This window comes from Streptomyces sp. NBC_00289 (assembly GCF_041435115.1).
Lineage (GTDB): Bacteria > Actinomycetota > Actinomycetes > Streptomycetales > Streptomycetaceae > Streptomyces.
The window spans coordinates 6,895,125-6,917,085 of the sequence record NZ_CP108046.1 but is presented as its reverse complement, the minus strand read 5'-3'; the positions used below and the strand labels follow the sequence as shown (position 1 = coordinate 6,917,085).

General features: G+C 70.5%; 15 protein-coding genes and 3 tRNA genes. 6 read left to right on the top strand and 12 right to left on the bottom strand.

Annotated elements, in window-relative coordinates:
• Positions 1 to 103 precede the first annotated feature (103 nt).
• Both OG985_RS31320 and OG985_RS31315 read left to right on the top strand, forming a co-directional pair.
• Entirely contained in the window at positions 104 to 838 is a 735-nt protein-coding gene (locus OG985_RS31320; protein WP_371671697.1) for a class I SAM-dependent methyltransferase, read from the top strand.
• Entirely contained in the window at positions 835 to 1,500 is a 666-nt protein-coding gene (locus tag OG985_RS31315) for a DedA family protein (protein ID WP_371671696.1), read from the top strand. Before OG985_RS31320 ends, OG985_RS31315 begins: the two co-directional genes overlap by 4 nt.
• Here the strand turns inward: OG985_RS31315 and OG985_RS31310 are convergent.
• The 8 genes from OG985_RS31310 to OG985_RS31275 all read right to left on the bottom strand — a co-directional run bounded on the left by OG985_RS31310 (position 1,487) and on the right by OG985_RS31275 (position 9,560).
• Positions 1,487 to 2,143, bottom strand: coding sequence for a response regulator (locus OG985_RS31310; protein WP_371671695.1), 657 nt, complete (start codon positions 2,141 to 2,143; stop codon positions 1,487 to 1,489). The genes OG985_RS31315 and OG985_RS31310 overlap by 14 nt on opposite strands.
• On the bottom strand, positions 2,140 to 3,450 hold the full coding sequence (locus OG985_RS31305) for a sensor histidine kinase (protein WP_371671694.1): 1,311 nt from the start codon (positions 3,448 to 3,450) through the stop codon (positions 2,140 to 2,142). Before OG985_RS31305 ends, OG985_RS31310 begins: the two co-directional genes overlap by 4 nt.
• A gap of 217 nt (positions 3,451 to 3,667) precedes the next feature.
• Positions 3,668 to 4,603, bottom strand: coding sequence for an SGNH/GDSL hydrolase family protein (locus tag OG985_RS31300; protein WP_371671693.1), 936 nt, complete (start codon positions 4,601 to 4,603; stop codon positions 3,668 to 3,670).
• The gene (locus tag OG985_RS31295; protein ID WP_371671692.1) at positions 4,564 to 5,922 is read right to left on the bottom strand and encodes a sensor histidine kinase; all 1,359 of its coding nucleotides are present in this window, start codon (positions 5,920 to 5,922) and stop codon (positions 4,564 to 4,566) included. Before OG985_RS31295 ends, OG985_RS31300 begins: the two co-directional genes overlap by 40 nt.
• A 140-nt stretch (positions 5,923 to 6,062) precedes the next feature.
• Positions 6,063 to 8,429 (bottom strand): MMPL family transporter, encoded by a 2,367-nt coding sequence (locus OG985_RS31290; protein WP_371671691.1) that lies wholly within the window; start codon positions 8,427 to 8,429, stop codon positions 6,063 to 6,065.
• 739 nt (positions 8,430 to 9,168) lie between these two features.
• Positions 9,169 to 9,242 (bottom strand) — tRNA-Ile (locus OG985_RS31285).
• Between the two features lie 167 nt (positions 9,243 to 9,409).
• A tRNA-Asn gene (locus OG985_RS31280) sits at positions 9,410 to 9,482 on the bottom strand.
• Between the two features lie 5 nt (positions 9,483 to 9,487).
• Positions 9,488 to 9,560: transfer RNA gene (locus tag OG985_RS31275), tRNA-Asn, on the bottom strand.
• A 156-nt stretch (positions 9,561 to 9,716) separates the two neighbouring features.
• Between OG985_RS31275 and OG985_RS31270 the strand changes: the two genes are divergently transcribed.
• From OG985_RS31270 to OG985_RS31255, 4 genes are all read left to right on the top strand, one after another.
• Positions 9,717 to 10,022 carry a YtxH domain-containing protein gene (locus OG985_RS31270; protein WP_371671690.1) on the top strand — a complete coding sequence of 102 codons (306 nt, stop codon included), beginning with the start codon at positions 9,717 to 9,719 and terminating at the stop codon, positions 10,020 to 10,022.
• Between the two features lie 219 nt (positions 10,023 to 10,241).
• On the top strand, positions 10,242 to 11,696 hold the full coding sequence (locus OG985_RS31265; RefSeq protein WP_371671689.1) for an FGGY-family carbohydrate kinase: 1,455 nt from the start codon (positions 10,242 to 10,244) through the stop codon (positions 11,694 to 11,696).
• A gap of 281 nt (positions 11,697 to 11,977) precedes the next feature.
• Positions 11,978 to 13,711 (top strand): ABC transporter ATP-binding protein, encoded by a 1,734-nt coding sequence (locus OG985_RS31260; protein WP_371671688.1) that lies wholly within the window; start codon positions 11,978 to 11,980, stop codon positions 13,709 to 13,711.
• Positions 13,711 to 15,639 carry an ABC transporter ATP-binding protein gene (locus tag OG985_RS31255; RefSeq protein WP_371671687.1) on the top strand — a complete coding sequence of 643 codons (1,929 nt, stop codon included), beginning with the start codon at positions 13,711 to 13,713 and terminating at the stop codon, positions 15,637 to 15,639. Before OG985_RS31260 ends, OG985_RS31255 begins: the two co-directional genes overlap by 1 nt.
• Before the next feature lie 50 nt (positions 15,640 to 15,689).
• Here the strand turns inward: OG985_RS31255 and OG985_RS31250 are convergent, their stop codons facing one another.
• The 4 genes from OG985_RS31250 to OG985_RS31235 form a co-directional block, all read right to left on the bottom strand.
• Positions 15,690 to 17,039 carry an RNA polymerase sigma factor gene (locus OG985_RS31250; RefSeq protein ID WP_371671686.1) on the bottom strand — a complete coding sequence of 450 codons (1,350 nt, stop codon included), beginning with the start codon at positions 17,037 to 17,039 and terminating at the stop codon, positions 15,690 to 15,692.
• Positions 17,040 to 17,185: 146 nt separating this feature from the next.
• Positions 17,186 to 19,087: a DNA primase gene (gene dnaG, locus OG985_RS31245; RefSeq protein ID WP_371671685.1), complete on the bottom strand. Its 1,902-nt coding sequence runs from the start codon at positions 19,085 to 19,087 to the stop codon at positions 17,186 to 17,188.
• Positions 19,088 to 19,125: 38 nt separating this feature from the next.
• A complete protein-coding gene (locus OG985_RS31240) occupies positions 19,126 to 20,391 on the bottom strand; it encodes an NAD(P)/FAD-dependent oxidoreductase (RefSeq protein WP_371671684.1) in 1,266 nt (421 codons plus the stop codon).
• Between the two features lie 170 nt (positions 20,392 to 20,561).
• Positions 20,562 to 21,887 (bottom strand): deoxyguanosinetriphosphate triphosphohydrolase, encoded by a 1,326-nt coding sequence (locus OG985_RS31235; RefSeq protein WP_371671683.1) that lies wholly within the window; start codon positions 21,885 to 21,887, stop codon positions 20,562 to 20,564.
• Positions 21,888 to 21,961: the final 74 nt, after the last annotated feature.

Below are 21,961 nucleotides of genomic sequence, written 5' to 3'. Positions count from 1 at the left end.
GTTCGGTCCGGCGATCGGCGATGTTCATCCCCTACTTTCGTAGGGGGACGCCGTCGCAGAACGGCGGATCCGATGCCGGTCGCTGCTTTCTAGCGTCGATTCCATGAACGACTGGACCACCTCCCACGACCGTGTCCTGGCGCAGCGCAATGCCGAAGGCTGGATGTTCCTGATCGAGGCAGCCCGTGATCTGCGCACCACGGGTGCCGTGGCCCCCAGCGGAAAGGCCCTGGCCCGTGCTCTGACCGATCCCGTACGGGCTCAGGCCCCCCGCCCGCTGGCCGTCCTGGAGGCCGGTGCCGGCACCGGCGCGGTCACCCGCACCCTGATACCCGAACTGCCCCGAGCCAGCCGACTGGACATCGTCGAGGCGAACCCACGTTTCGCCGCGCGACTGCGCCATCTAGTCACCACGCATCCAGACCTGGCGGCCAGGCCCGCACAGGTGAACGTGCATCAGACCTACGTCGAGCAGCTCGACAGCGACCAGCGGTACGACGTGATCGTCTCGGGGCTGCCGCTGACCAACTTCACGCCCTTGCAGGTCGAGCGCATCATGGCCCGCTACATGGAACTGCTCCACCCCGGCGGAACGCTGACCTACTTCGCCTACCTCGGCACCCGCAAGGCGCGTGCCCTGACGGCATCGCGAGCCGAAGCCCGCCGCCACGCCGCCGTCGACGAGATCATGGCCGCCTACCAGCGCACCTACGCCACGGGCCGCTGGACGGTATGGGCCAACGTTCCCCCCGCCTACGTCTGGCATCTGCAACGCCCCCTCGTCTCCACGGAAAAAACGGACCAGCCCGAACCGCAGACCGACTGGGCGAGGCGGTGAACGCGCTCTCCGACATCCTCGGTCATATCTCGCCGGCCTCGGCGTACGCGGTGGTGGCCGCCGCTGTCCTGGCCGAGTCGATCCTTCTCGTCGGCGCGTTCATCCCCACGTTGACCCTGCTCCTGACCGCCGGCGCCCTGGCCCGCACCGGCCCCCTCAGCCTTCCCCTCGTCATCGCCGCCGCGGCCGGAGCCGTGGTGGCGGGGGACTTCCTCGCCCACCGCACCGGCAGGTTCCTCGGTGACCGGCTGCGCCAAGGCCCCATGGGCCGTCGGATACCGGGTGCCGCCTGGCACCAGGCCGAGACGCTGATGACGCGCCACGGCGGCCGAGCGGTCTTCCTGGCCCGTTTCCTGCCGGTGGTGCGCACCCTCGCCCCGCACTCCGCGGGCGTCACCCGCCTGCCCTACCGCCACATCGCTCCCTACAGCGTCGTCGCCGCCTGTGTGTGGGCCACAGCGGAAGCAGGTGTCGGATACGCCGCCGCGACCTCTCTCCAGCGCGTCCTCACCCTGGGCGGCCCTGCCCTCGCCCTGGTCGCGCTGATGGTGATCGGGGGCGTGCTGCTATGGCGAAGGAAGCGCCGTCCGCTGTCTGATGAAGCCCAGGAACCGGCGCCCGAGCCTGGGACAACGCCAACCGCCACGGTCAGGCGGGTCTGACAAGGCCGGTGTCGTAGGCGAAGATCACGGCCTGGACCCGGTCCCGGACTCCGATCTTGGTGAGGATGCTGCTCACGTGCGACTTGACGGTGGATTCGGCGAGGGAGAAGCGTTCGGCGATCTCGGTGTTGCTCCAGCCGGTCGCGACGGCGGTGAGCACCTCGCGTTCGCGGTTGGTGAGGCGGCCCAGCTGCCGTTGCTGTTCGGGCGTGTGGCCCGGCAGACGGCTGCCGAAGGCGTCGATGAGCTTGCGGGTCAGACCGGGTGAGATGACGGCGTCTCCGGCGGCCACCGCGCGGATGCCGGCGACGAGTTCGTCGGGCAGGGCGTCCTTGAGCAGGAACCCGGACGCTCCTGCGCGCAGGGCGTCGTAGGCGTATTCGTCGAGGTCGAAGGTGGTCAGGACCAGGATGCGGGAGCGTCCGCCGGACTCGACGATGCGTCTGGTGGCCTCGATGCCGTCCATGCCGGGCATACGGACGTCCATGAGGACGACGTCGGGCTTGAGCTCGGCGGCCTTGCGGACGGCTTCGGCACCATGGATGGCCTCACCGATGAGGGTCAGGTCGGGGTGCTGTTCCAGGAGCATGCTGAAGCCGAGGCGTTGCAGGGCCTGGTCGTCGACGATGAGCACGGTGGTCATGTGCGGGGGTTCTCCGTTGGGATCGTTTTGACGGGCGGGGCGGTCAGGAGGCGAGCGTGGACACTCCAGCCGCCTTCGCGGTTGGGCCCGGCGGTGACCCGGCCCTGGTAGATGGCCGCACGCTCGCGCATACCGACCAGACCGCGGCCGCTTCCGGTGCCCCGTCTGCGGGACCGGGGTGCGCGCGGGGGGCCGGTGTCCTCGACATCGACGTGGACCGTGTCGGAACCGACGGACACCCGGACGCGGACGGAGGTGTCGGCGGCGGCGTACTTGAGAGTGTTGGTGAGGGCTTCCTGGACGATGCGGTAGACGGCGAGCTGGAGACCGGGGGCCGGTGCGGTGAGGTCACCGTCGGTGCCGAGGGTGACGGCCGTACCTGCCGCGCGGACACGTTCGATCAGCGGATCGAGGTCGGCCAGGCCGGGCTGCGGGGCGAGCGGGGCATCGTGCGGCCGGTCGCTCTCGTAGCCGATGACGGCGAGGAGGCGGCGCAGTTCGGCGAGGGCACTGCGGCCGCTGCCGGCGATGATCCGCAGGGTCTCGGCACCGCGGTGCGGCTTCGCCTCGGTCAGGCCCGCGGCGCCGTCGGCCAGACCGACGATCACGGCGAGGGTGTGGCCGAGGATGTCGTGCATCTCCTTGGAGACGCGGGCGCGTTCCTGGGCGACGGCGAGTCGGGCCTGCTGGTCCTTCTCCTTCTGCAGGGCGGCGATGACGACGTTGACCAGGCGGGTGGCGAGACCGAGACCGGCGATGGCCGTCACGGTCACCACCCCCAGCAGGATGAGGATTTCCGGCCGTGCGGCGTACTGCAGCTGCCCGTCGCGCCAGAGCGTGGCGGCCCAGGCGACGAGCTGCGTCAGGGAGACGGCGACGGCGATGAGCAGCCGGCCGGGGGTGGCGAAGCGGCCGACGTTGAACAGGGCCACGATGCGGGCGACGTCGGCACTGGCGTTGGCGCCGTGGAGGGTCCCGGTGGACTCCGTCAGCACGGCGGTGGCGGTGATGAGCGCGAAGACCAGCATGGGCCTGCGCCCCCGCCACAGCAGCGGAACGGCCACGGCGACGGTGAGGACCAGCTCTTCGGCGACCCCTGATCCGCCGACGGGATGGAGTACGGACGGCAGTCCCAGGGCGGCGCAGAACAGCGGTACACCCCACCTCCGGACCCGGGGGTGGGCCCGGTCCGCCCACCGCCAGGACGACAGCCACGCGATGATCGACACGATGACACGCTGCTCGGCGTCGTTCGTCAGTGCCTCGGGCAGCTCAGGCCGGGAATCGTGTGGCGGGGTGGGGGTCAAGGTCTGTGCCCTTCGCGGTGCGGGCGGGCGGCGCCTGGGGCAGAGCGCCGACCGGGACCGATCGCTCTTCCGTGATCGTAAGAGGTCTTGCGCGGACGGGCCTGCCGGGCCTGGACCTCACCCTAGAAGCGGTATCGACGGGCGCTACGGCACCGTGGACGGGAAAACGGCGACGCCGGCCGGTACCGGAGTACTACGTTCCTCCTCCTCGCGTCTGCTATGAAGCGATCATGCGGAGCACGGCATCGGCCATGCCCTGCTCGCCGTGCGCGTTCGGGTGGAGGGCGGCGGCCGGACTGCTGGGCTGGAGGGGCTCTATCCAGCGGGTTTTCTGCGCGGAGCAGGCATCGTGCCCGACGGACGGTGAGTAGGTGTCGACGTACGTCGCTCCCGCTGCCTCGGCCTGCTCGTGCAGCATGGTGTTGAGCTGCTCCCCCTTGTCGTGCAGGTAGCTCGCGTCGCCGGGTGCGAGGGGCAGCTCCCTGCCGCAGCCCTTCCCTCCGGCGGGCAGGATCGACGGATAGCCGACGACGTAGACCCGGGCCTTCGGCGCGCGCCGTTCGATCTCGGCCAGCGCCGCGGAAAGCCTCCGGCCGGTTGCCTGGATCTTCTGTCGCACTTCGTCGGTGCCGCCGTCGACGTACTGCTTCTCGCAGGGCGCGTCGTCGGAGAAGAGGCGGCCGCTGCCAGTCGCGCGGTACATCGCACCCGTCGTGACGCATTTCGTGACCGTCGAGCCGAAGCCGATGTCGTTGCCACCGATGCCGAGGGTGACCAGTCGCGTCCGTGTCGAGAGGGCCGAGAGCTGGGCGGGATTGGTGCCGTTGGACGTCTTCTGTGGCGCGGTGAGGGCGCTGATGGTGGCGCCGCTGCAGCTGACGTCCCTGAAGTCGGCCGCCGTCACGCCGAGTTGGCGTGCCACCAGGGCGGGGTAGTTGTGGTCGGAGCGGTCGCAGCCGGCCGGTGTCCCTGACTGTCGGGGGATCTTCGGGCCGGAGGTGTAGGAGTCGCCCAGCGCCACGTAGGGCCCCGGCCGCGGTCGTTCGTCCTGGAAGCTGTCCCGGTTGCCGTCCGGCCGTCCGATGAGGACGGCCGTGAGCAGAACACCGCAGCTCACGATTCCGGCCAGAGCTGCGCGTGCGTAGGCTCCCATGGGTTTTCTCCTGTCGTCGTGGCGGTGCTGGATGGGGCGAGCACGTGGAGGACGGCGTGGACGGTCCAGCCGCCGTGCGGGTTGGGGCTGGCGGTGACCTCGCCCCGGTAGAGGGCGGCCCGCTCACGCATACCGACCAGGCCCCGGCCACCGCCGGTCGGGCCACGGCGGGCACGTGGCGTGCGGGGCGGGCCGGTGTCCTCGACGGTGAGGCGCACGGTGTCGGGGTCGGGGTCGGCGGCGATGGAGACGTGGACCGAGGTGTCGTGGACGGCGTACTTGACGGTGTTGGTCAGGGCTTCCTGGACGATGCGGTAGACGGACAGTTGGAGGCCGGGGGCCAGGCCGGTGAGGTCGCCGTGCGCGTGCAGGACGACGGTGGGGCCGGCGGCGCGGACCCGGTCGAGCAGCGCGTCAAGGTCGGCGAGGCCGGGCTGCGGGGCCAGTGGGACGCCGTGCGCCCCGTCCCGGCCGTCGTGGTCGTCGCCTATGACGGCGAGCAGGCGGCGCAGTTCGGCCAGGGCGTCGCGGCCGCTGACGCCGATGAGACGGAGGGTCTGAGCGCCGCGTTCGGGCTTGGCCTCGGCGAGAGCGGCGGCGCCGTCGGCGAGGCCGACGATGACGGCGAGGGTGTGGCCGAGGATGTCGTGCATCTCCCGAGAGACGCGTGCGCGTTCCTGCGCGGTGGCGAGCCGGGCCTGCTGGTCGCGTTGCTTCTTCAGGGCGTCGATGTAGGCGTAGGCCAGCCGCAGGAGTAGACCGAGTGCCGCGAACGCCGCCATGGCGACCATCACCATCAACGTCACGGGCTCCGGACGCGTGACGTACTCCAGTTGCCGGCCGCGCCAGAAGAAGTAGGCCCATGCGACGAGTTGCACGAGGGTGATGCCGGTGGCGACCGCCAGTTGGCGTGGGGTGCAGTGACGGCCGACATTGAAGAGGGCGACCACCCGGGCGGACTCGGCGCCCGTCAGCACACCGAGAGGGAGGGACACGATCGAGACGGTCGTGGTGAGGGCGAAGACCAGCAGGGGGCGTCGTTCCCGCCACAGCAGCGGAACGCAGAAGGCGAGGACGATCGGCAGCTGGGGGTCGCTGATGTTGTGGGGGTTGGCGTAGGCGTCGCTGCCGACCGCGAGGCAGAACACCGGGACCCCCCACCTCCGGACCCAGGGGCGGGCCCGGTCGGCCCGCCGCCACGAGGCGAGCCGGGTGACCACCGACGCGATCACCCGCTGCTCGGGATCGCTCGTCAGAGCCTGGAGGAACTGGCGTTCGTCCGGGTGTGGGGCGGGCGCGGGGGCACTCGGTGCGGGCACGGTGGTGGGCCCTTCGCAAGGTCGGGCCGCCCGCCGACCCGGGGGGATCGGGCCGGCGGGCGGGGCGGGGAGGACGGCCGGTGGGAGTCGGCCACCGCGTCAGGAGCCGGTGCGCAAGCCGGTACTGCGGCTCGCTGTCGTCAACTCCTGCGCAAGGGGTTCTTCAGCAGCTTCCTGCGGGCCGGTGCCTGCGACTGCGTCGAGTCGGCCTTCTGGGCAGGTGCCTGCGTCTCCGTGTCGTCAGAACCGCGGACGCCGGTGGAGGCGCGGGGGGCGCCGTGGTCGTCCGAGCCCGCGTGGACCCCGGCGAGTACGGGTGCGGGCGCGGTGTCCGGCTGCTCGGCTTCGAGCGCGTGGCGCAGTTTCTCGCCCTCGACGTCCACGTTCGGCAGGATGCGGTCCAGCCACTTCGGTAGGTTCCAGGAGCGGTGACCGAGCAGGGCCATCACCGCGGGGACGATGGTCATCCGGACGACGAAGGCGTCGAAGAACACGGCGGCGGCGAGCCCCAGGCCGATCGACTTGATCAGTGCCTCGTCGTCGAGGAGGAATCCGGAGAAGACGGAGACCATGATGACCGCGGCGGCGGTGACCACCCGGCCGCTGTGCCGGAAGCCCCCGACGATGGCCTGCGTGGGTTCGGCGCCGTGGACGTACTCCTCGCGCATCCGGGAGACGAGGAAGACCTCGTAGTCCATGGCGAGTCCGAACACCACGCCGATGAGCACGATCGGCAGCAGGCTGACGATGGGTCCGGTCTGGTCGACGCCGAAGACGTCCTTCAGCCAGCCCCACTGGAAGACCGCGACCAGGACACCGAGGGTCGAGACCACGCTGAGCAGGAAGCCGAGGGCGGCCTTGAGCGGGATCACGATCGACCGGAAGACCAGCAGGAGCAGGATCAGGGCCAGGCCGACGACGATGGCCAGGTAGGGGATGAGGGCGTCGGAGAGCTTGGTGCTGACGTCGATGTTGACGGCGGTCAGGCCGGTGACCATCAGGTCGGCACCGGATTCCTGGTGCAGGGCGGTGCCGTGGTCGCGGATCTCGCCCACGAGGTCCTTGGTGGCCTCGCTGGTGGGGGCGCTCTTGGGGACGGCGCCGAGCAGGGCCACGTCGCCGGCCTGGTTGAAGGAGGGGGGACGGACGGCCGCGACATCGTCCAGCTTGCTCAGCATGGTGTACGCGTCCTGGGCGGCCGCCTTGGGATCGTCGCTGCCCCGGGCGTCGACGACCACGGTGAGCGGTCCGTTGAAGCCCGGCCCGAAGCCCTTGCTGAGGGTGTCGTAGGCGATGCGCTGGGTGGTGCCGGGGGGCTTTCCGGAGTCGTCGTTCAGGGCCATCTTCAGGGACATCGTGGGGATGGCCAGCAGGGCCAGGCCGACCACCGAGACCGCGAGCACCTTGACCGGGTTGCGGGTGACGAACTTCGCCCAGCGCACGCCCATCGACTCGCCCTCGCCGCGCTCCAGCGCCTTCATACGGCGGGTGTGCAGCCTGCCCCTCATGATCCGCGAGCCGGCGAAGCCGAGGACGGCGGGCAGCAGAGTCAGCGCGATGATCACGGCGACAGCCACGGCGAAGGCTGAGGCCAGCCCCATGGAGGTGAGCATGCCGATGCCGATGACGCTCAGACCGCTCAGCGCGACGATCACCGTCAGGCCGGCGAAGACGACCGCCGACCCCGCGGTGCCCAGGGCACGTCCGCACGCTTCCTCGGGTTCGTGACCGTCGCGGATCTCGTTGCGGTAGCGGGAGACGATGAACAGGGCGTAGTCGATGGCGACGGCCAGGCCCAGCATCAGTGCCAGGGTCGTGGAGGAAGAGGCCAGGTCGAAGAAGTGCGTGGCGAGCGTGACCGACAGGACGGCCGCGGCCACCCCGAGGATCGCGGTGAGCAGGGGCAGTCCGGCCGCGATCATCGAGCCGAAGGTGATCACCAGGACGACGGCGGCGACCCCGACGCCGATCAGCTCGGCCGCCTTGCTGGTGGCCTTGTTCTCGACGGCGTTGCCGCCCAGGCTCACCTTCAGGCCCGCCTTCTCGCCCTGGGCGACGACCTCGGTCTGGACGGTGTGGGCCGCGGCGCCCACGTCGGCCTGGGCGACCTTGTAGGACACCTGGGCGTAGGCGATGGTGCCGGACCTGCTGACCAGGCCGCCGGTGAAGGGATCGGTGACGCCCGACACCTGCGGCGACTTCTCCAGCTTCGCCACCAGGGACTCGACCTCGGTCTTGTTGGCGGCGGAGGTGAGCTTCTGCCCGCTGGGCGCCTCGAACACCACACGCGCGGTGGCACCGTCGGCGGAGGCCTGCGGGAACTCCTTCCGCAGCAGGTCGATCGCCCGCTGCGACTGCGTGCCCGGAACACTCAGGGCCCCGGAGGATGTGCCGGGCGCACTCATGGCGCCGATGCCGATGGCGGCCAGGACGGCGACCCACAGCATCACGACGACGCGTCGTCGCCGGAACGCCAGCCGGCCGAGCCGATAGAGGAAGGTGGCCACGGAGTACTCCCACCAGGAGAAGAGATCATTGGGTGAGCCGGTCCTGACTGACCCGCGATCTCAACGTAGGAGCGGTACCGGGCGACCATCCCGTACCGCGGAACCGAATTTGGCGGGACCCGTTAGTACCGCAGTACTACGCCCTGTCCTCTTCGAAGCACGCCGGTCGGCGACGCCTGGGCCGGCGGGAGACTTCCCGGACCCCGAGCCGAACCGGCCGACATCATCGGACCAGACCTCGGCGCCCATACCCCCGAGGAACAGCGATCTCCATGAAGCCATGGGCTGCGCGGGGCGACGGCGGCGCCCCACTCGAGCAGCTCATCGAACAGACCGGGGCGTTTTCTGTTCGGGCAGTTTCCGCCCAGCGCGCACCAAGCCCTCGCGCCCCGGTGCGAGTTCCTCGAAGTTGCGGCCGAACCCGGTCGGGAGTCCCGCACGGGAGCTTCCCTGGCGGCCGGTCGATGGCCTGCGGACGGTGATCAGCAGACGCCACCGAAATCCCGCGTCCCCAACATGTCCCCAACATCACGAAATGAAGCCGAGGAGATGCTGCCAGCCCGTCGACACAAGCCCTGATCATCAGCATTTCCGCAGGTCAGGTGGACGCCTGCGCGGCGAGAGAGTAAGAGTCTCGCCCCGCTTCGAAGTCGCGAGCAGCGGATCCAGTCCGTTCAGGCAAAGTTGACGATCCGACACCCAAAAATGAACGTTTCCGCAGGTCAGAAGCCTGCACAAGTGGGGCGGGTGGGACTCGAACCCACGGCCGACGGATTATGAGTCCGCTGCTCTAACCGGCTGAGCTACCGCCCCATAGCGGCGTGTCGCGTACATGTGTGCGCGCCGTCTGCCGCAGCATAGCCGCTCATACGATCTCCTGCTTCGGATGGTCGACTTCGCACGCCCATGGAGACTGCCCAGTACAGCGGGCGGTTCCGGCGGATATGAAAAAGGACCCCGACGGGGTCCCCTTCACCATGCTCCCCCGACTGGACTCGAACCAGTAACCTGCCGGTTAACAGCCGGCTGCTCTGCCAATTGAGCTACGGAGGACCGAGCTCCCCCGACTGGACTCGAACCAGTAACCTGCCGGTTAACAGCCGGCTGCTCTGCCAATTGAGCTACGGAGGAATGCTTGGTTGCATCGAACGCACCTACCTGGGTATTCGCCAGGGGGCGGACGCTCGCTGCGACACATACATTAGCGCAAGCAGGGGGGTGCTCCGCCAATCGGTTCCCCCGGCACCAGCCGCACCGGAGACCTACGCAAAGGGAAGGGTGGCCGCCATGCGCTACCGGCTCACGTTCGTGGCCGGACTCGCTCTGGGTTACGTGCTCGGCACGAAGGCCGGACGCGAGCGCTACGAGCAGCTGAAGAAGTCCGCACGTCAGGTCGCGCAGAACCCCGCCGTCCGCAACAGCGCGGAGACGGCGGCGCAGCAGGGCCGCGAGTACGCCGGCAAGGCGTACCACGCGGTCAGCGAGAAGGTCGGAGACCGTGTGCCCGACTCGGTCACCGACCGCGTACGGTCCCTGCGCCGACACAGCCCCAACGGCAGCCGCGAGGACGACTGGGGCACCAGCAACACCTAGGGCGGCGCCTGCCCCTCGCTACGCCCGGCACTCCCCCACTGCCTGTGAAGGCGTGGGGGAGTCCGCGTTCACCGCCCCGGACGTCGCGCCGGACGCCTCTCCCGGACGGGCGAACGGGCGGGCGAACGGGCGGGCGAATGTCGCCTGCCGGGGCGCCGGTGCGCCCGTGAGGTCCCGTCCCGGCGCGCTCACCTCCGTTCGTGCGGCAGAATTTTGGCCATGGGGATAGTCGCCGGGTTGGACAGCTCACCCGAATTCACTCGTATCGTCGTCTGCGACGCGGACACCGGAGCCGTGCTCCGGCAGGGATATGCGCCGCATCCGCTCGATGGCGCCGAGGCCAGTGGGCGGCCTGCCGACGTCGATCCGCAGGCCTGGCTGCTGTCCCTCGGTGAGGCCGCCGGGGGCGGGCTCCTCGAAGGCGTGCAGGCCATCGGTGTGTCCGCGCAGCAGAACGCGGTCGTACCGCTGGACTCGCAGGGCAACACCGTGCGGCCGGCGATGGTCGGCGGGGACCGGCGGGCGCAGGTCGCGGCCGCCGATCTGGTCGACGCGCTCGGTGGACGCGAGGCGTGGGCGCAGGCGGTGGGCTGTGTGCCGCAGGCCGCGCAGCCGGTGACCAAGCTGCGCTGGCTGGCCAAGAACGAACCCGACGCCGCCGCGCGCACCTCCGTACTGCTCCAGGCGCACGACTGGCTGGTGTGGCAGCTCCTGGGGCGGCCGGTGCGCAGAACCACCGACCGGGGCGGCGCCTCCGGTACCGGCTACTGGTCGGCGGCGATCGGCGGCTACCGGCCGGAACTGGTCGAGCTGGCGCTCGGTCACCAGGCCATGCTGCCCGAGGTGATCGGCCCGTCCGACGCGGCCGGTACGACCCCGGAGGGCCTGCTGATCTCCGCCGGGACCGGCGAGACGATGGCCGCGGCCTTCGGGCTCGGGCTCGGTTTCGGTGACGCGGTCGTGTCGCTGGGGGCCTCCGGGTCCGTGATGGCCGTCCATCCCGAGGCGCTCGTCGACCAGAGCGGGATGATCACGGCGCTGGCCGACGCGACCGGCATGCACCTTCCGGTCGTCACCACGCTCAACGCCGTACGTACGCTGCGCGGGACCGCCGAGCTGCTCGGCCTTTCCGATCTGGAGAGCCTGTCCGATCTGGCGATGAAGTCGACACCGGGCTCGCACGGGCTCGTTTTCCTGCCCTACCTGGAGGGTGAACGGACGCCGAATCTGCCGCACACCGCCGGAACCCTGGCGGGTCTGCGCCGGGAGTCGATGAAGGCGGAGCATCTGGCGCGGGCGGCGTTCGAGGGCATGCTGTGCGGGCTCGCGGACGCGCTCGACGTGCTGCGCGGCCGGGGCGTCGAGGTGCGGCGGATCTTCCTCCTCGGCGCGGCCGCCGAGCTGCCCGCCGTACAGGCCGCCGCGCCCGCACTGTTCGGGGTGCAGGTCGTGGTCCCGCAGCCGGCGGACTACGCGGCGATCGGTGCGGCCCGGCAGGCGGCCTGGGCGCTCGGTGTGTCGCAGGGCACACTCGACCCGCGTAACCCGCCGGCCTGGCAGGGTGCGGCCGCGCAGGTGCTGGACCCCGGCGAGGACCTCGCCGTAGGGCAGGCGGTGCGCCAGCAGTACGTGTCGGTGCGGGAACAGACCCATCCGGGAGCGTTCCGCGTATAGACCACGCAAGCCACACGGGCCGCACGGCCGCGGAGTCCACACAGGCCACACAGGCCACACAGGCCACACAGGACGACGTCCGCGATCGGCCGCACCCATCGGCCCCTTCCGTCACCCCCCGGCCGGCCGCGCCCCTCGGCCTTCTCCCCCGTGATCGCGGGCTCGCGGATCGAAAAAGCACTGCTGTGGGCTTAATCGGTTGAGGTAACACGGGTGGGGTGGTCGACGATAGGGGCCAGGGGCAACCACTCGCCCCCTTCGCCGACTCCGAGAGACGTAGCGTGCTCATACGACTTCTGCGGACCTATCTCAGGCCCTACAGGAAACCCATCGTCCTGCTGGTGCTGCTGCAGTTCCTGCAGACCTGCGCCACCCTCTATCTGCCCACGCTCAACGCGCACATCATCGACAGTGGTGTCGTCAAGGGAGACACCGGCTACATCCTCTCGTTCGGCGCCCTGATGATCGGCATCTCGATGGCGCAGGTCGTCTGCAACATCGGTGCCGTGTACTACGGCGCACGGACCGCCTCGGCGGTGGGCCGGGACCTGCGGGCCGCCGTCTTCGACCGCGTGCAGTCCTTCTCGGCGCGCGAAGTCGGCCAGTTCGGTGCGCCCTCGCTGATCACCCGGACCACGAACGACGTCCAGCAGGTCCAGATGCTGGCCCTGATGACGTTCACCCTTCTGGTGTCCGCGCCGATCATGTGTGTGGGCGGCATCATCCTGGCCCTCGGCCTGGACGTGCCGCTGTCCGGGGTGCTGGTCGCGGTCGTGCCGGTGCTCGGCATCTCCGTGACACTGATCGTGCGCCGGCTGCGCCCGCTGTTCCGGTCCATGCAGGTGCGTCTGGACACCGTGAACCGGGTGCTGCGCGAGCAGATCACCGGCAACCGGGTGATCCGCGCGTTCGTCCGGGACGACTACGAGAAGGACCGTTTCCGGAAGTCCAACGCGGAACTGACCGATGTGGCGCTGGGCACCGGCAGGCTGCTGGCGCTGATGTTCCCGATCGTCATGACGGTGGTGAACCTGTCGTCGATCGCCGTGGTCTGGTTCGGCGCGCACCGCATCGACAGCGGCCAGATGCAGATCGGCGACCTGACCGCGTTCCTCGCCTATCTGATGCAGATCGTGATGTCCGTGATGATGGCCACCTTCATGTTCATGATGGTGCCGCGCGCGGAGGTGTGCGCCGAACGGGTCCAGGAGGTGCTCGACACCTCGTCCAGCGTGGTTCCGCCGGCCGCCCCCGTACGGGAGCTGCGCCGGCACGGCCATCTGGAGCTGCGCGGGGCCGGTTTCCGCTACCCGGGTGCCGAGGAGCCGGTGCTGAAGGGCGTCGACCTGGTGGCCCTGCCGGGCGAGACCACGGCCGTCATCGGCTCGACCGGCAGCGGCAAGTCCACCCTGCTGGGCCTGGTGCCCAGGCTGTTCGACGCCACCGACGGCGAGGTGCTGGTCGACGGGGAGAGCGTGGCGGGCATCGACCCGAAGCTGCTGGCGAAGACGGTCGGCCTGGTGCCGCAGAAGCCGTACCTGTTCGCGGGTACGGTCGCCACCAACCTGCGGTACGGCAATCCGGACGCCACCGACGAGGAGCTGTGGCACGCGCTGGAGGTGGCGCAGGCCAAGGGCTTCGTCGAGGGGCTGGAGAACGGGCTCGACGCCCCGATCGCGCAGGGCGGGAGCAATGTCTCCGGCGGTCAGCGCCAGCGGCTGGCCATCGCCCGTACGCTCGTGCAGCGCCCGGAGATCTACCTCTTCGACGACTCCTTCTCCGCGCTCGACTACGCCACCGACGCGGCCCTGCGGGCGGCGCTGTCCCGGGAGACCGCCGAGGCGACCGTCGTCATCGTCGCGCAGCGCGTGGCGACCATCCGGGACGCCGACCGGATCGTCGTCCTGGACGAGGGCCGGGTCGTCGGCACCGGCCGGCACCACGAGCTCATGGCGGACAACGAGACCTACCGGGAGATCGTGCTCTCCCAGCTGACGGAAGCGGAGGCCGCCTGATGGCCGGGCCGATGGGGCGGATGATGGCCGGGGGCGGCCCCGACCAGCGTTCGATGGACTTCAAGGTGTCGGGCAAACGCCTGATCGCCCGGTTCAAACCGGAACGCGTCACGATCTACGGGCTGTTGATCTGTGTGGTCGTCAGCGTGGGTCTCAGCGTGATCGGGCCGAAGATCCTCGGCAAGGCGACCGACCTGGTGTTCGCGGGCATCGTCGGACGGCAGATGCCGGCCGGGATCACGAAGGAGCAGGCGCTTCAGTCGATGCGGGAGCGGGGCGAGGGCTCGGTCGCCGACATGCTCCGCAGTACGAACTTCACGCCGGGCGAGGGCATCGACTTCGGCGCGGTCGGGGACGTACTCCTGCTCGCGCTCGTCACGTTCCTGGTCGCCGGGCTGCTGATGGCGGTGGCGACGCGGCTGGTGAACCGGGCCGTGAACCGCACCATGTTCCGGATGCGCGAGGACGTGCAGACGAAGCTGTCGCGGCTGCCGCTGTCGTACTTCGACAAGCGGCAGCGCGGTGAGGTGCTCAGCCGGGCGACGAACGACATCGACAACATCGGCCAGACGCTCCAGCAGTCGATGGGGCAGCTGATCAACTCGGTGCTCACCATCATCGGCGTGCTCGCGGTGATGTTCTGGGTGTCGTGGCTGCTGGCGCTGGTCGCGCTGGTCACCGTGCCGCTGTCGGCCTTCGTCGCCACCCGGATCGGCAAGCGGTCGCAGCCGCACTTCGTGCAGCAGTGGCGGACCACCGGCAAACTCAACGCCCACATCGAGGAGATGTACACCGGGCACGCGCTGGTGAAGGTGTTCGGGCGGCAGGAGGAGTCGGCGGCGCAGTTCGCCGAGGAGAACGACAGGCTGTACGAGGCCGGGTTCAAGGCGCAGTTCAACAGCGGGATCATGCAGCCGCTGATGCTGTTCGTGTCGAACATCAACTACGTGCTGGTGGCGGTCGTCGGCGGGCTGCGGGTGGCGTCCGGCGCGCTGTCCATCGGTGACGTGCAGGCGTTCGTCCAGTACTCGCGGCAGTTCTCGATGCCGTTGACGCAGGTCGCGTCGATGGCGAACCTGGTGCAGTCGGGCGTCGCGTCGGCGGAGCGGATCTTCGAACTCCTGGACGCGGAGGAGCAGCAGGCCGACCCGGTGCCGGGAGTGCGGCCCGAGGAACTGCGCGGGCTGGTGGCGCTGGAGCGCGTCTCGTTCCGCTACGAGCCCGAGAAGCCGCTGATCGAGGACCTCTCGCTGACGGTGGAGCCGGGGCACACGGTCGCGATCGTCGGCCCGACCGGGGCCGGCAAGACGACCCTCGTGAACCTGCTCATGCGGTTCTACGACGTCTCCGGCGGACGCATCACCCTCGACGGCGTCGACATCGCGAAGATGTCCCGGGACGAACTCCGCGGCGGCATCGGGATGGTGCTGCAGGACACCTGGCTGTTCGGCGGCACGATCGCGGAGAACATCGCCTACGGCGCCTCGCGCGAGGTGACGCGCGGGGAGATCGAGGAGGCGGCGCGGGCTGCCCACGCGGACCGGTTCGTGCGGACGCTGCCCGACGGCTACGACACGGTGCTCGACGACGAGGGCTCGGGTGTCAGCGCCGGTGAGAAGCAACTGATCACCATCGCGCGGGCGTTCCTGTCCGACCCGGTGATCCTGGTGCTCGACGAGGCGACCAGCTCCGTGGACACCCGGACCGAGGTGCTGATCCAGAAGGCGATGGCCAAGCTCGCGCACGGGCGGACGTCCTTCGTGATCGCGCACCGGCTGTCGACGATCCGGGACGCGGACACGATCCTCGTCATGGAGAACGGCTCGATCGTGGAGCAGGGGTCGCACACCGACCTGCTCACGGCCGACGGCGCGTACGCGCGGCTGTACAAGGCGCAGTTCGCGCAGGCGGTCGCCGAGGTCGACTGAGCCCGGTGATACCGGGGCGGGGGCCGCCGACGTACGAGCGGCCCCCGTGCTCAGTCCAGATAGCCCCTCAGCTGGTCCGCGAAGGCGTGGTCGCGGAGCTTGTTCAGGGTCTTCGACTCGATCTGCCGTATCCGCTCCCGGGTGACCCCGAAGATGCGGCCGATCTCCTCCAGGGTGCGGGGGCGGCCGTCGACGAGTCCGTAGCGGAGTTGCACGACCTTGCGCTCACGCTCGCCGAGGGTGGAGAGGACCGCCTCCAGGTGCTCCCTGAGCAGCAGGAACGCCGCCGACTCCACCGGTGAGGCCGCGTCGCCGTCCTCGATCAGGTCGCCGAGGGCGACGTCGTCCTCCTCGCCGACCGGCGCGTGCAGGGAGACCGGCTCCTGGGCGAGGCGGAGCACCTCGCTGACCCGCTCGGGCAGCAGATCGAGGTGGGCGGCGACCTCTTCCGGGGTCGGCTCGTAGCCGCGTTCCTGGAGCATGCGGCGCTGGACGCGGACGACGCGGTTGATGAGTTCGACGACGTGGACCGGGACGCGGATGGTGCGGGCCTGGTCGGCGAGGGCGCGGGACATGGCCTGGCGGATCCACCAGGTGGCGTACGTGGAGAACTTGTAGCCGCGGGCGTAGTCGAACTTCTCCACGGCGCGGATGAGGCCCAGGTTGCCCTCCTGGACCAGGTCGAGCATGGTCAGGCCGCGGCCGACGTACCGCTTGGCGACGGAGACGACCAGCCGCAGGTTCGCCTCGATGAGGCGGCGCTTGGCCATCCGGCCCAGGACGATCAGCCGGTCCAGGTCGAGGGCGAGACCGCTGTCCAGGTCGGGCGTGCTGGTGAGCTTCTCCTCGGCGAACAGGCCGGCCTCGACCCGGCGGGCCAGGTCGACCTCCTCGGCCGCGGTGAGCAGCGGGATGCGGCCGATCTCCCGCAGGTACTGGCGGAACAGGTCCGAGGAGGGGGCACCGGTGTCGGGCCGGACCCGGGCCGACTCGGGGGGTTCGACGGGCTCGGGGGTCTCGGGCTCCGCGTTCTCCAGCGCGTCGGCGGGAGGGTCGTCCGGCTCCGTCTCTGCCGTCTCGGCCGTCTCTGCCGTCTCTGCCGTCTCTGCCGTCTCTGCCGTCTCGGGATGGTGCGCGACACGGTTCTGCGGGGGCACCGCGTCGAGAACGTCGGTTTCCGCGTCCGGTTCCGTGCCGTCCGTGGTGCTGTCGGTCTGGGTGAGGGTCTGGGTCTGCACGGGGGCGACCTCCAGGATGATCGCTGCTGAGGTGTGCGGCAGCGCTGCTTCGGGGGCGGAGTCGGCGGCCTCGCCGCTGTCCGTCCCGTACGCGATGAGCGGAACCGCGGGGATGTGGGACCCGTGGGGGACGGATCGGCCGCGCTCCGAGGACTCAGGCACCGGAACCCAGTGTGGAGTACGACACATCGCTGCCACGAGGGGCGTGCGGTGACTTTTTGAGTCCGGTCCGTGACCGGGTGGTTACCGGTGATGTGGACCGGGTGCCCCGCACCGGCCTGAGCTGCGGCGACCCGCGCGGGCACGCCTCAGAGCGCGGCCGCGCCCTGGACCCGGAGGGCCTGGTCGTACTGCTGGAGGACCCACAGTTCGTTCTGTACGGCGGCCAGTTGGGCCGGGTCGCTGTGGGTGTCCAGGCGGGCGAGGGTGCTCTGGATGTCGCGGACGCGGCGCTCGACGGCACGGCGGCGGACGGTGACGAGCTGGTCGCCCGCGTAGTTGTCGTCGACCGTCTTGCGCATGATCGCCTCGACCGCCAGCTCCGTGACCATCGCGCGGACGGTGTTGTCGGGGGCTGCCTCGCGGACCCGGACCAGGTACTCCTGCGGGTCCTGGGTGCCGTACTCGGCGCCGCCCGCCTCCTGGACGGCCTGGCGTACGGCCGCGTAGACGGGGGCGGTGAACTCGTCGGCGCCGTACGCGTCGAAGGCCGGGGAGACGAGGTCCGGGCGCTGGAGGGCGAGTTTGAGGAGTTCCCGCTCGGTGGCGTAGACGGGGTTGCGGAGGTTGAGCGCCGGACCGGACGCGGTGGCCCGGGGTCCGCCGTCGTACTGCCGGGGGTCGCTGTGCGCGGGCGCCGGTCCCTTGCCGCCGCGGTCGCGGGCCCAGCGGGCCAACTGCGCGACCCGCTTGACGACGAACTGTGTGTCGAGGATGCCGAGCATGCCGGCGAGCTGCACCGCGACCTCGTGCTGGGCGCCGCTGTTCTTGATCCGGGCGACGATCGGGGCAGCCTCGTCGAGGGCGGCGGCACGGCCCGCGGGAGTGTCGAGGTCGTAGCGGACGACGATCTGGCGGAGCGCGAACTCGAAGAGCGGGGTACGGGGTTGGACCAGGTCGGCGACCGCCTCGTCGCCCTTGGCGAGGCGCAGGTCGCAGGGGTCCATGTTGTCCGGCGCGATCGCGATGTACGTCTCGGCGGCGAACTTCTGGTCGTCCTCGAAGGCGCGCAGGGCCGCCTTCTGGCCGGCCGCGTCGCCGTCGAAGGTGAAGATCACGCGGGCGCTGCCGTTGTCCATCAGCAGGCGGCGCAGGATCTTGATGTGGTCGGTGCCGAACGCGGTACCGCAGGTCGCGATGGCGGTGGTGACACCGGCGAGGTGGCAGGCCATGACGTCGGTGTAGCCCTCGACCACGACCGCGCGGCTGGACTTGGCGATGTCCTTCTTCGCCAGGTCGATGCCGTAGAGGACCTGGGACTTGCGGTAGATCGCGGTGTCGGGGGTGTTGAGGTACTTGGGGCCGTTGTCCGACTCGTACAGCTTGCGCGCGCCGAAGCCGACGACCTCGCCGCCGATGTCCCGGATCGGCCACATCAGCCGGCCACGGAAGCGGTCGATGGGGCCGCGGCGGCCCTCCTGGGCGAGGCCGGACAGGAGGAGTTCCTTGTCGGTGAAGCCCTTGCCGCGGAGGTGACGGGTGAGGTGGTCCCAGCCCTGCGGGCTGTAACCGACGCCGAAGTGGTCGGCGGCGGCCTGGTCGAACCCGCGCTCGGCGAGGAACTTGCGCCCGGTGTCGGCCTCCGGGCTGGTCGCCAGCTGCTCCACGTACCAGTCGGCGGCCACCTTGTGGGCCTCGACCAGGCGGATCCGCTCGCCGCGCTGGTGGGCGGGGTTGTAGCCGCCCTCCTCGTAGCGCAGGGTGATGCCGGCCTGGGCGGCCAGGCGCTCGACCGACTCGGAGAAGGTGAGGTGGTCGACCTTCATCACGAACGTGATGGTGTCGCCGCCCTCCTGGCAGCCGAAGCAGTGGAAGAGACCCTTGCTCGGGCTGACCTGGAAGGACGGCGACTTCTCGTCGTGGAAGGGGCACAGGCCCTTGAGGTTTCCGCCGCCCGCGTTGCGCAGCTGGAGGTACTCGGAGACGACGGCGTCGATCGGGACCGCGTCCCGTACCGCCTTCACGTCCTCGTCGTTGATCCGTCCTGCCACGTGGTGATTCTACGGGGCGGGACTGACAGCAGTGACGGTCAGGACGTCAGGTCGCCCAGCGGAACGTGCGGGTCCGCCAGTGCGTCCGTGTCCAGTGGGGCCCCGGACCGGATCAGCTGCTGGATGGGCTCTGTGACGTCCCACACGTTCACGTTCATCCCGGCCAGCACCCGGCCGTGCTTCACCCAGAACGCGATGAACTCCCGTTTCCCCGCGTCTCCCCGGATCACCACTTCGTCGTACGACCCCGGGGGCGCCCAGCCGGAGTACTCCATCCCCACGTCGTACTGGTCGGAGAAGAAGTAGGGCACGCGGTCGTAGGTGAGGTCGCGGCCGAGCATCGAGCGGGCCGCCGCCGGGCCGCCGTTGAGGGCGTTGGCCCAGTGCTCGACACGCAGCCGGGTGCCGAAGAGGGCGTGGTGGAAGGAGGCCACGTCACCGGCCGCGTAGATGTCGGGGTCGGAGGTGCGCAGCCGCTCGTCGACCGCGATGCCGCCGCCGTGCGTCCGCTCGGCCAGCGTCAGGCCGGCCGCCTCCGCGAGGGCCGTGCGCGGGGCCGCGCCGACCGCCGCGAGGACGTCGTGCGCGGGGTGCTCCTCGCCGTCGTCGGTGCGGGCGGCCAGGACCATGCCGTCCTGTCCGACGATCTCCGTCAGCCTCGCGCCGAAGTGGAAGCGGACGCCGTGCTCGCGGTGCAGCTCGGCGAAGAGGTTGCCGAGCTCGGGGCCGAGGACGCCGTGCAGCGGGGTCGGCTCGGGCTCGACGACGGTGACCTCGGCGCCGTACTCGCGGGCGGCCGCCGCCACCTCCAGGCCGATCCAGCCGGCGCCCGCGATCACGATGTGGCCGTTGTCGCGGCCGAGGGTGGCCAGGACGCCCTTGAGCCGCTCGGCGTGGGCGAGGCGGCGCAGATGGTGGACGCCCGCCAGGTCCGTGCCCGGGATGTCCAGGCGGCGGGGCTCCGCGCCGGTCGCGATCAGCAGTTTGTCGTAGTGGACGACCGTGCCGTCCTCGCCGAAGCGGACCGTCTTCGCGGCGCGGTCGACGGCGTCGACGGTCTGGCCGAGGTGCAGCTCGATGTCGTTGCGCGCGTACCAGGCGGGCTCGTGCACGAAGACGCTGTCGCGTTCCTCCTTGCCCAGCAGATAGCCCTTGGACAAGGGCGGCCGCTCGTACGGGTGGTCGCGTTCGTCGCAGATCAGTATCACGCGTCCGGTGAAGCCCTCCGCTCGGAGCGTCTCGGCCGCTTTCGCGCCGGCCAGGCCGCCTCCGATGATGACGAATGTCTGATCCGCGTCGACCACTTGATGCCTCCTCGTAAGGGTGCCGCCACAAGCGAGCGTCCCGCACGCAGCGTGATGCGGGAAGAGGGAGTGGCCCGATCAGGCCACGGAGTGTCACATTCGGACCCGATTGGGGCCACCTGAGTGCCCGGAGTGGCCTGAGTGACACGGGTGCCCCGTACGGGGGGATGTCATGGGCGCCCGGTCAGGTGGGCGTGGAGCGAGCGGGCCGAGGCGTCGGTGAGCGAGGCGATCTGGTCGACGATCACGCGCTTGCGGGCCCGGTCGTCGAAGGCCGCGTCGAACAGGGCGCGGAACTGGGGGTCCAGGCCGTCCGGCGCGCGGGCGGTCAGCGCCTCGGCGAGCTCGGCGACCACGATCCGCTGGTCGGCGCGGAGCCGCTCCTGCTCGGCGCGTTGCATGACGTACCGGTCGGCGACGGCCTTGAGGACCGCGCACTCCAGTCGGGCCGCCCGCGGTACGACGAGTTCGGCGGCGTAGCGCGTGAGCCGGCCGCTGCCGTACGCGGCGCGGGTGGCGCCCTCGGCGGCCAGGCAGAACCGGCCGATGAGCTGGCTGGTGGCGTCCTTGAGGCGGGCCTGGGCGACAGCCGTCCCGTCGTATCCGTGCGGCCACCACTCCTGGTCCTGAAGGCGGTCGAGGGCCTCGGCGAGCTCGGCGGGGTCCGTGTCCACGGGCACGTACCGGCCGACGGCGACGGCGAAGACCTGTTGGCGTTCCGGCTCCGCGTGCAGGCAGTTGGGGTCGATGTGACCGGCGTGCAGGCCGTCCTCGACGTCGTGCACCGAGTAGGCCACGTCGTCGGACCAGTCCATGACCTGCGCCTCGAAGGTGGTGCGGCCGCCGGGGGCCTCCTTGCGAAGCCAGTCGAAGACCGGCCGGTCGTCCTCGTACACGCCGAACTTCGGGGACCTGGGCTCGGTGGGGTGGGCGCCGCGGGGCCAGGGGTACTTGGTGGCGGCGTCCAGGGTGGCCCGGGTGAGGTTGAGGCCGACACTGACGAGGTCGCCCGTCTCCTCGGACCGCACGAAACGCTTCGGCTCGATCCTGGTCAGCAGGCGCAGGGACTGGGCGTTGCCCTCGAAGCCGCCGCAGTCCTCCGCGAACTCGTTCAGCGCCTGCTCGCCGTTGTGGCCGAAGGGCGGGTGGCCGAGGTCGTGGGAGAGACAGGCCGCCTCGACGAGGTCGGGGTCGCAGCCGAGGGCGGCACCCAGCTCACGGCCGACCTGGGCGCACTCCAGGGAGTGGGTGAGCCGGGTGCGGGGGCTGGCGTCCCAGACCTGGCTCCGGGTGCCGGGGGTCACGACCTGGGTCTTGCCGGCGAGTCTTCTGAGCGCGGACGAGTGCAGGATCCGGGCGCGGTCGCGCTGGAAGGCGGTGCGGCCGGGGCGTTTGTCGGGCTCCGCGGCCCAGCGGTCGACTGACGTCGGGTCGTAGCCGGGGGGTGGGAGGTGGTGCTCGTGCGCCGGGGGTGCGGGGGGTGCGGTGCCTGCCATGTCTCGACAGTAGGCGTCGGCGGTGACAAATGGGGGTGGCGGCGGGTGGGTGGGGGCGCGTCTGTCGGGGTGCG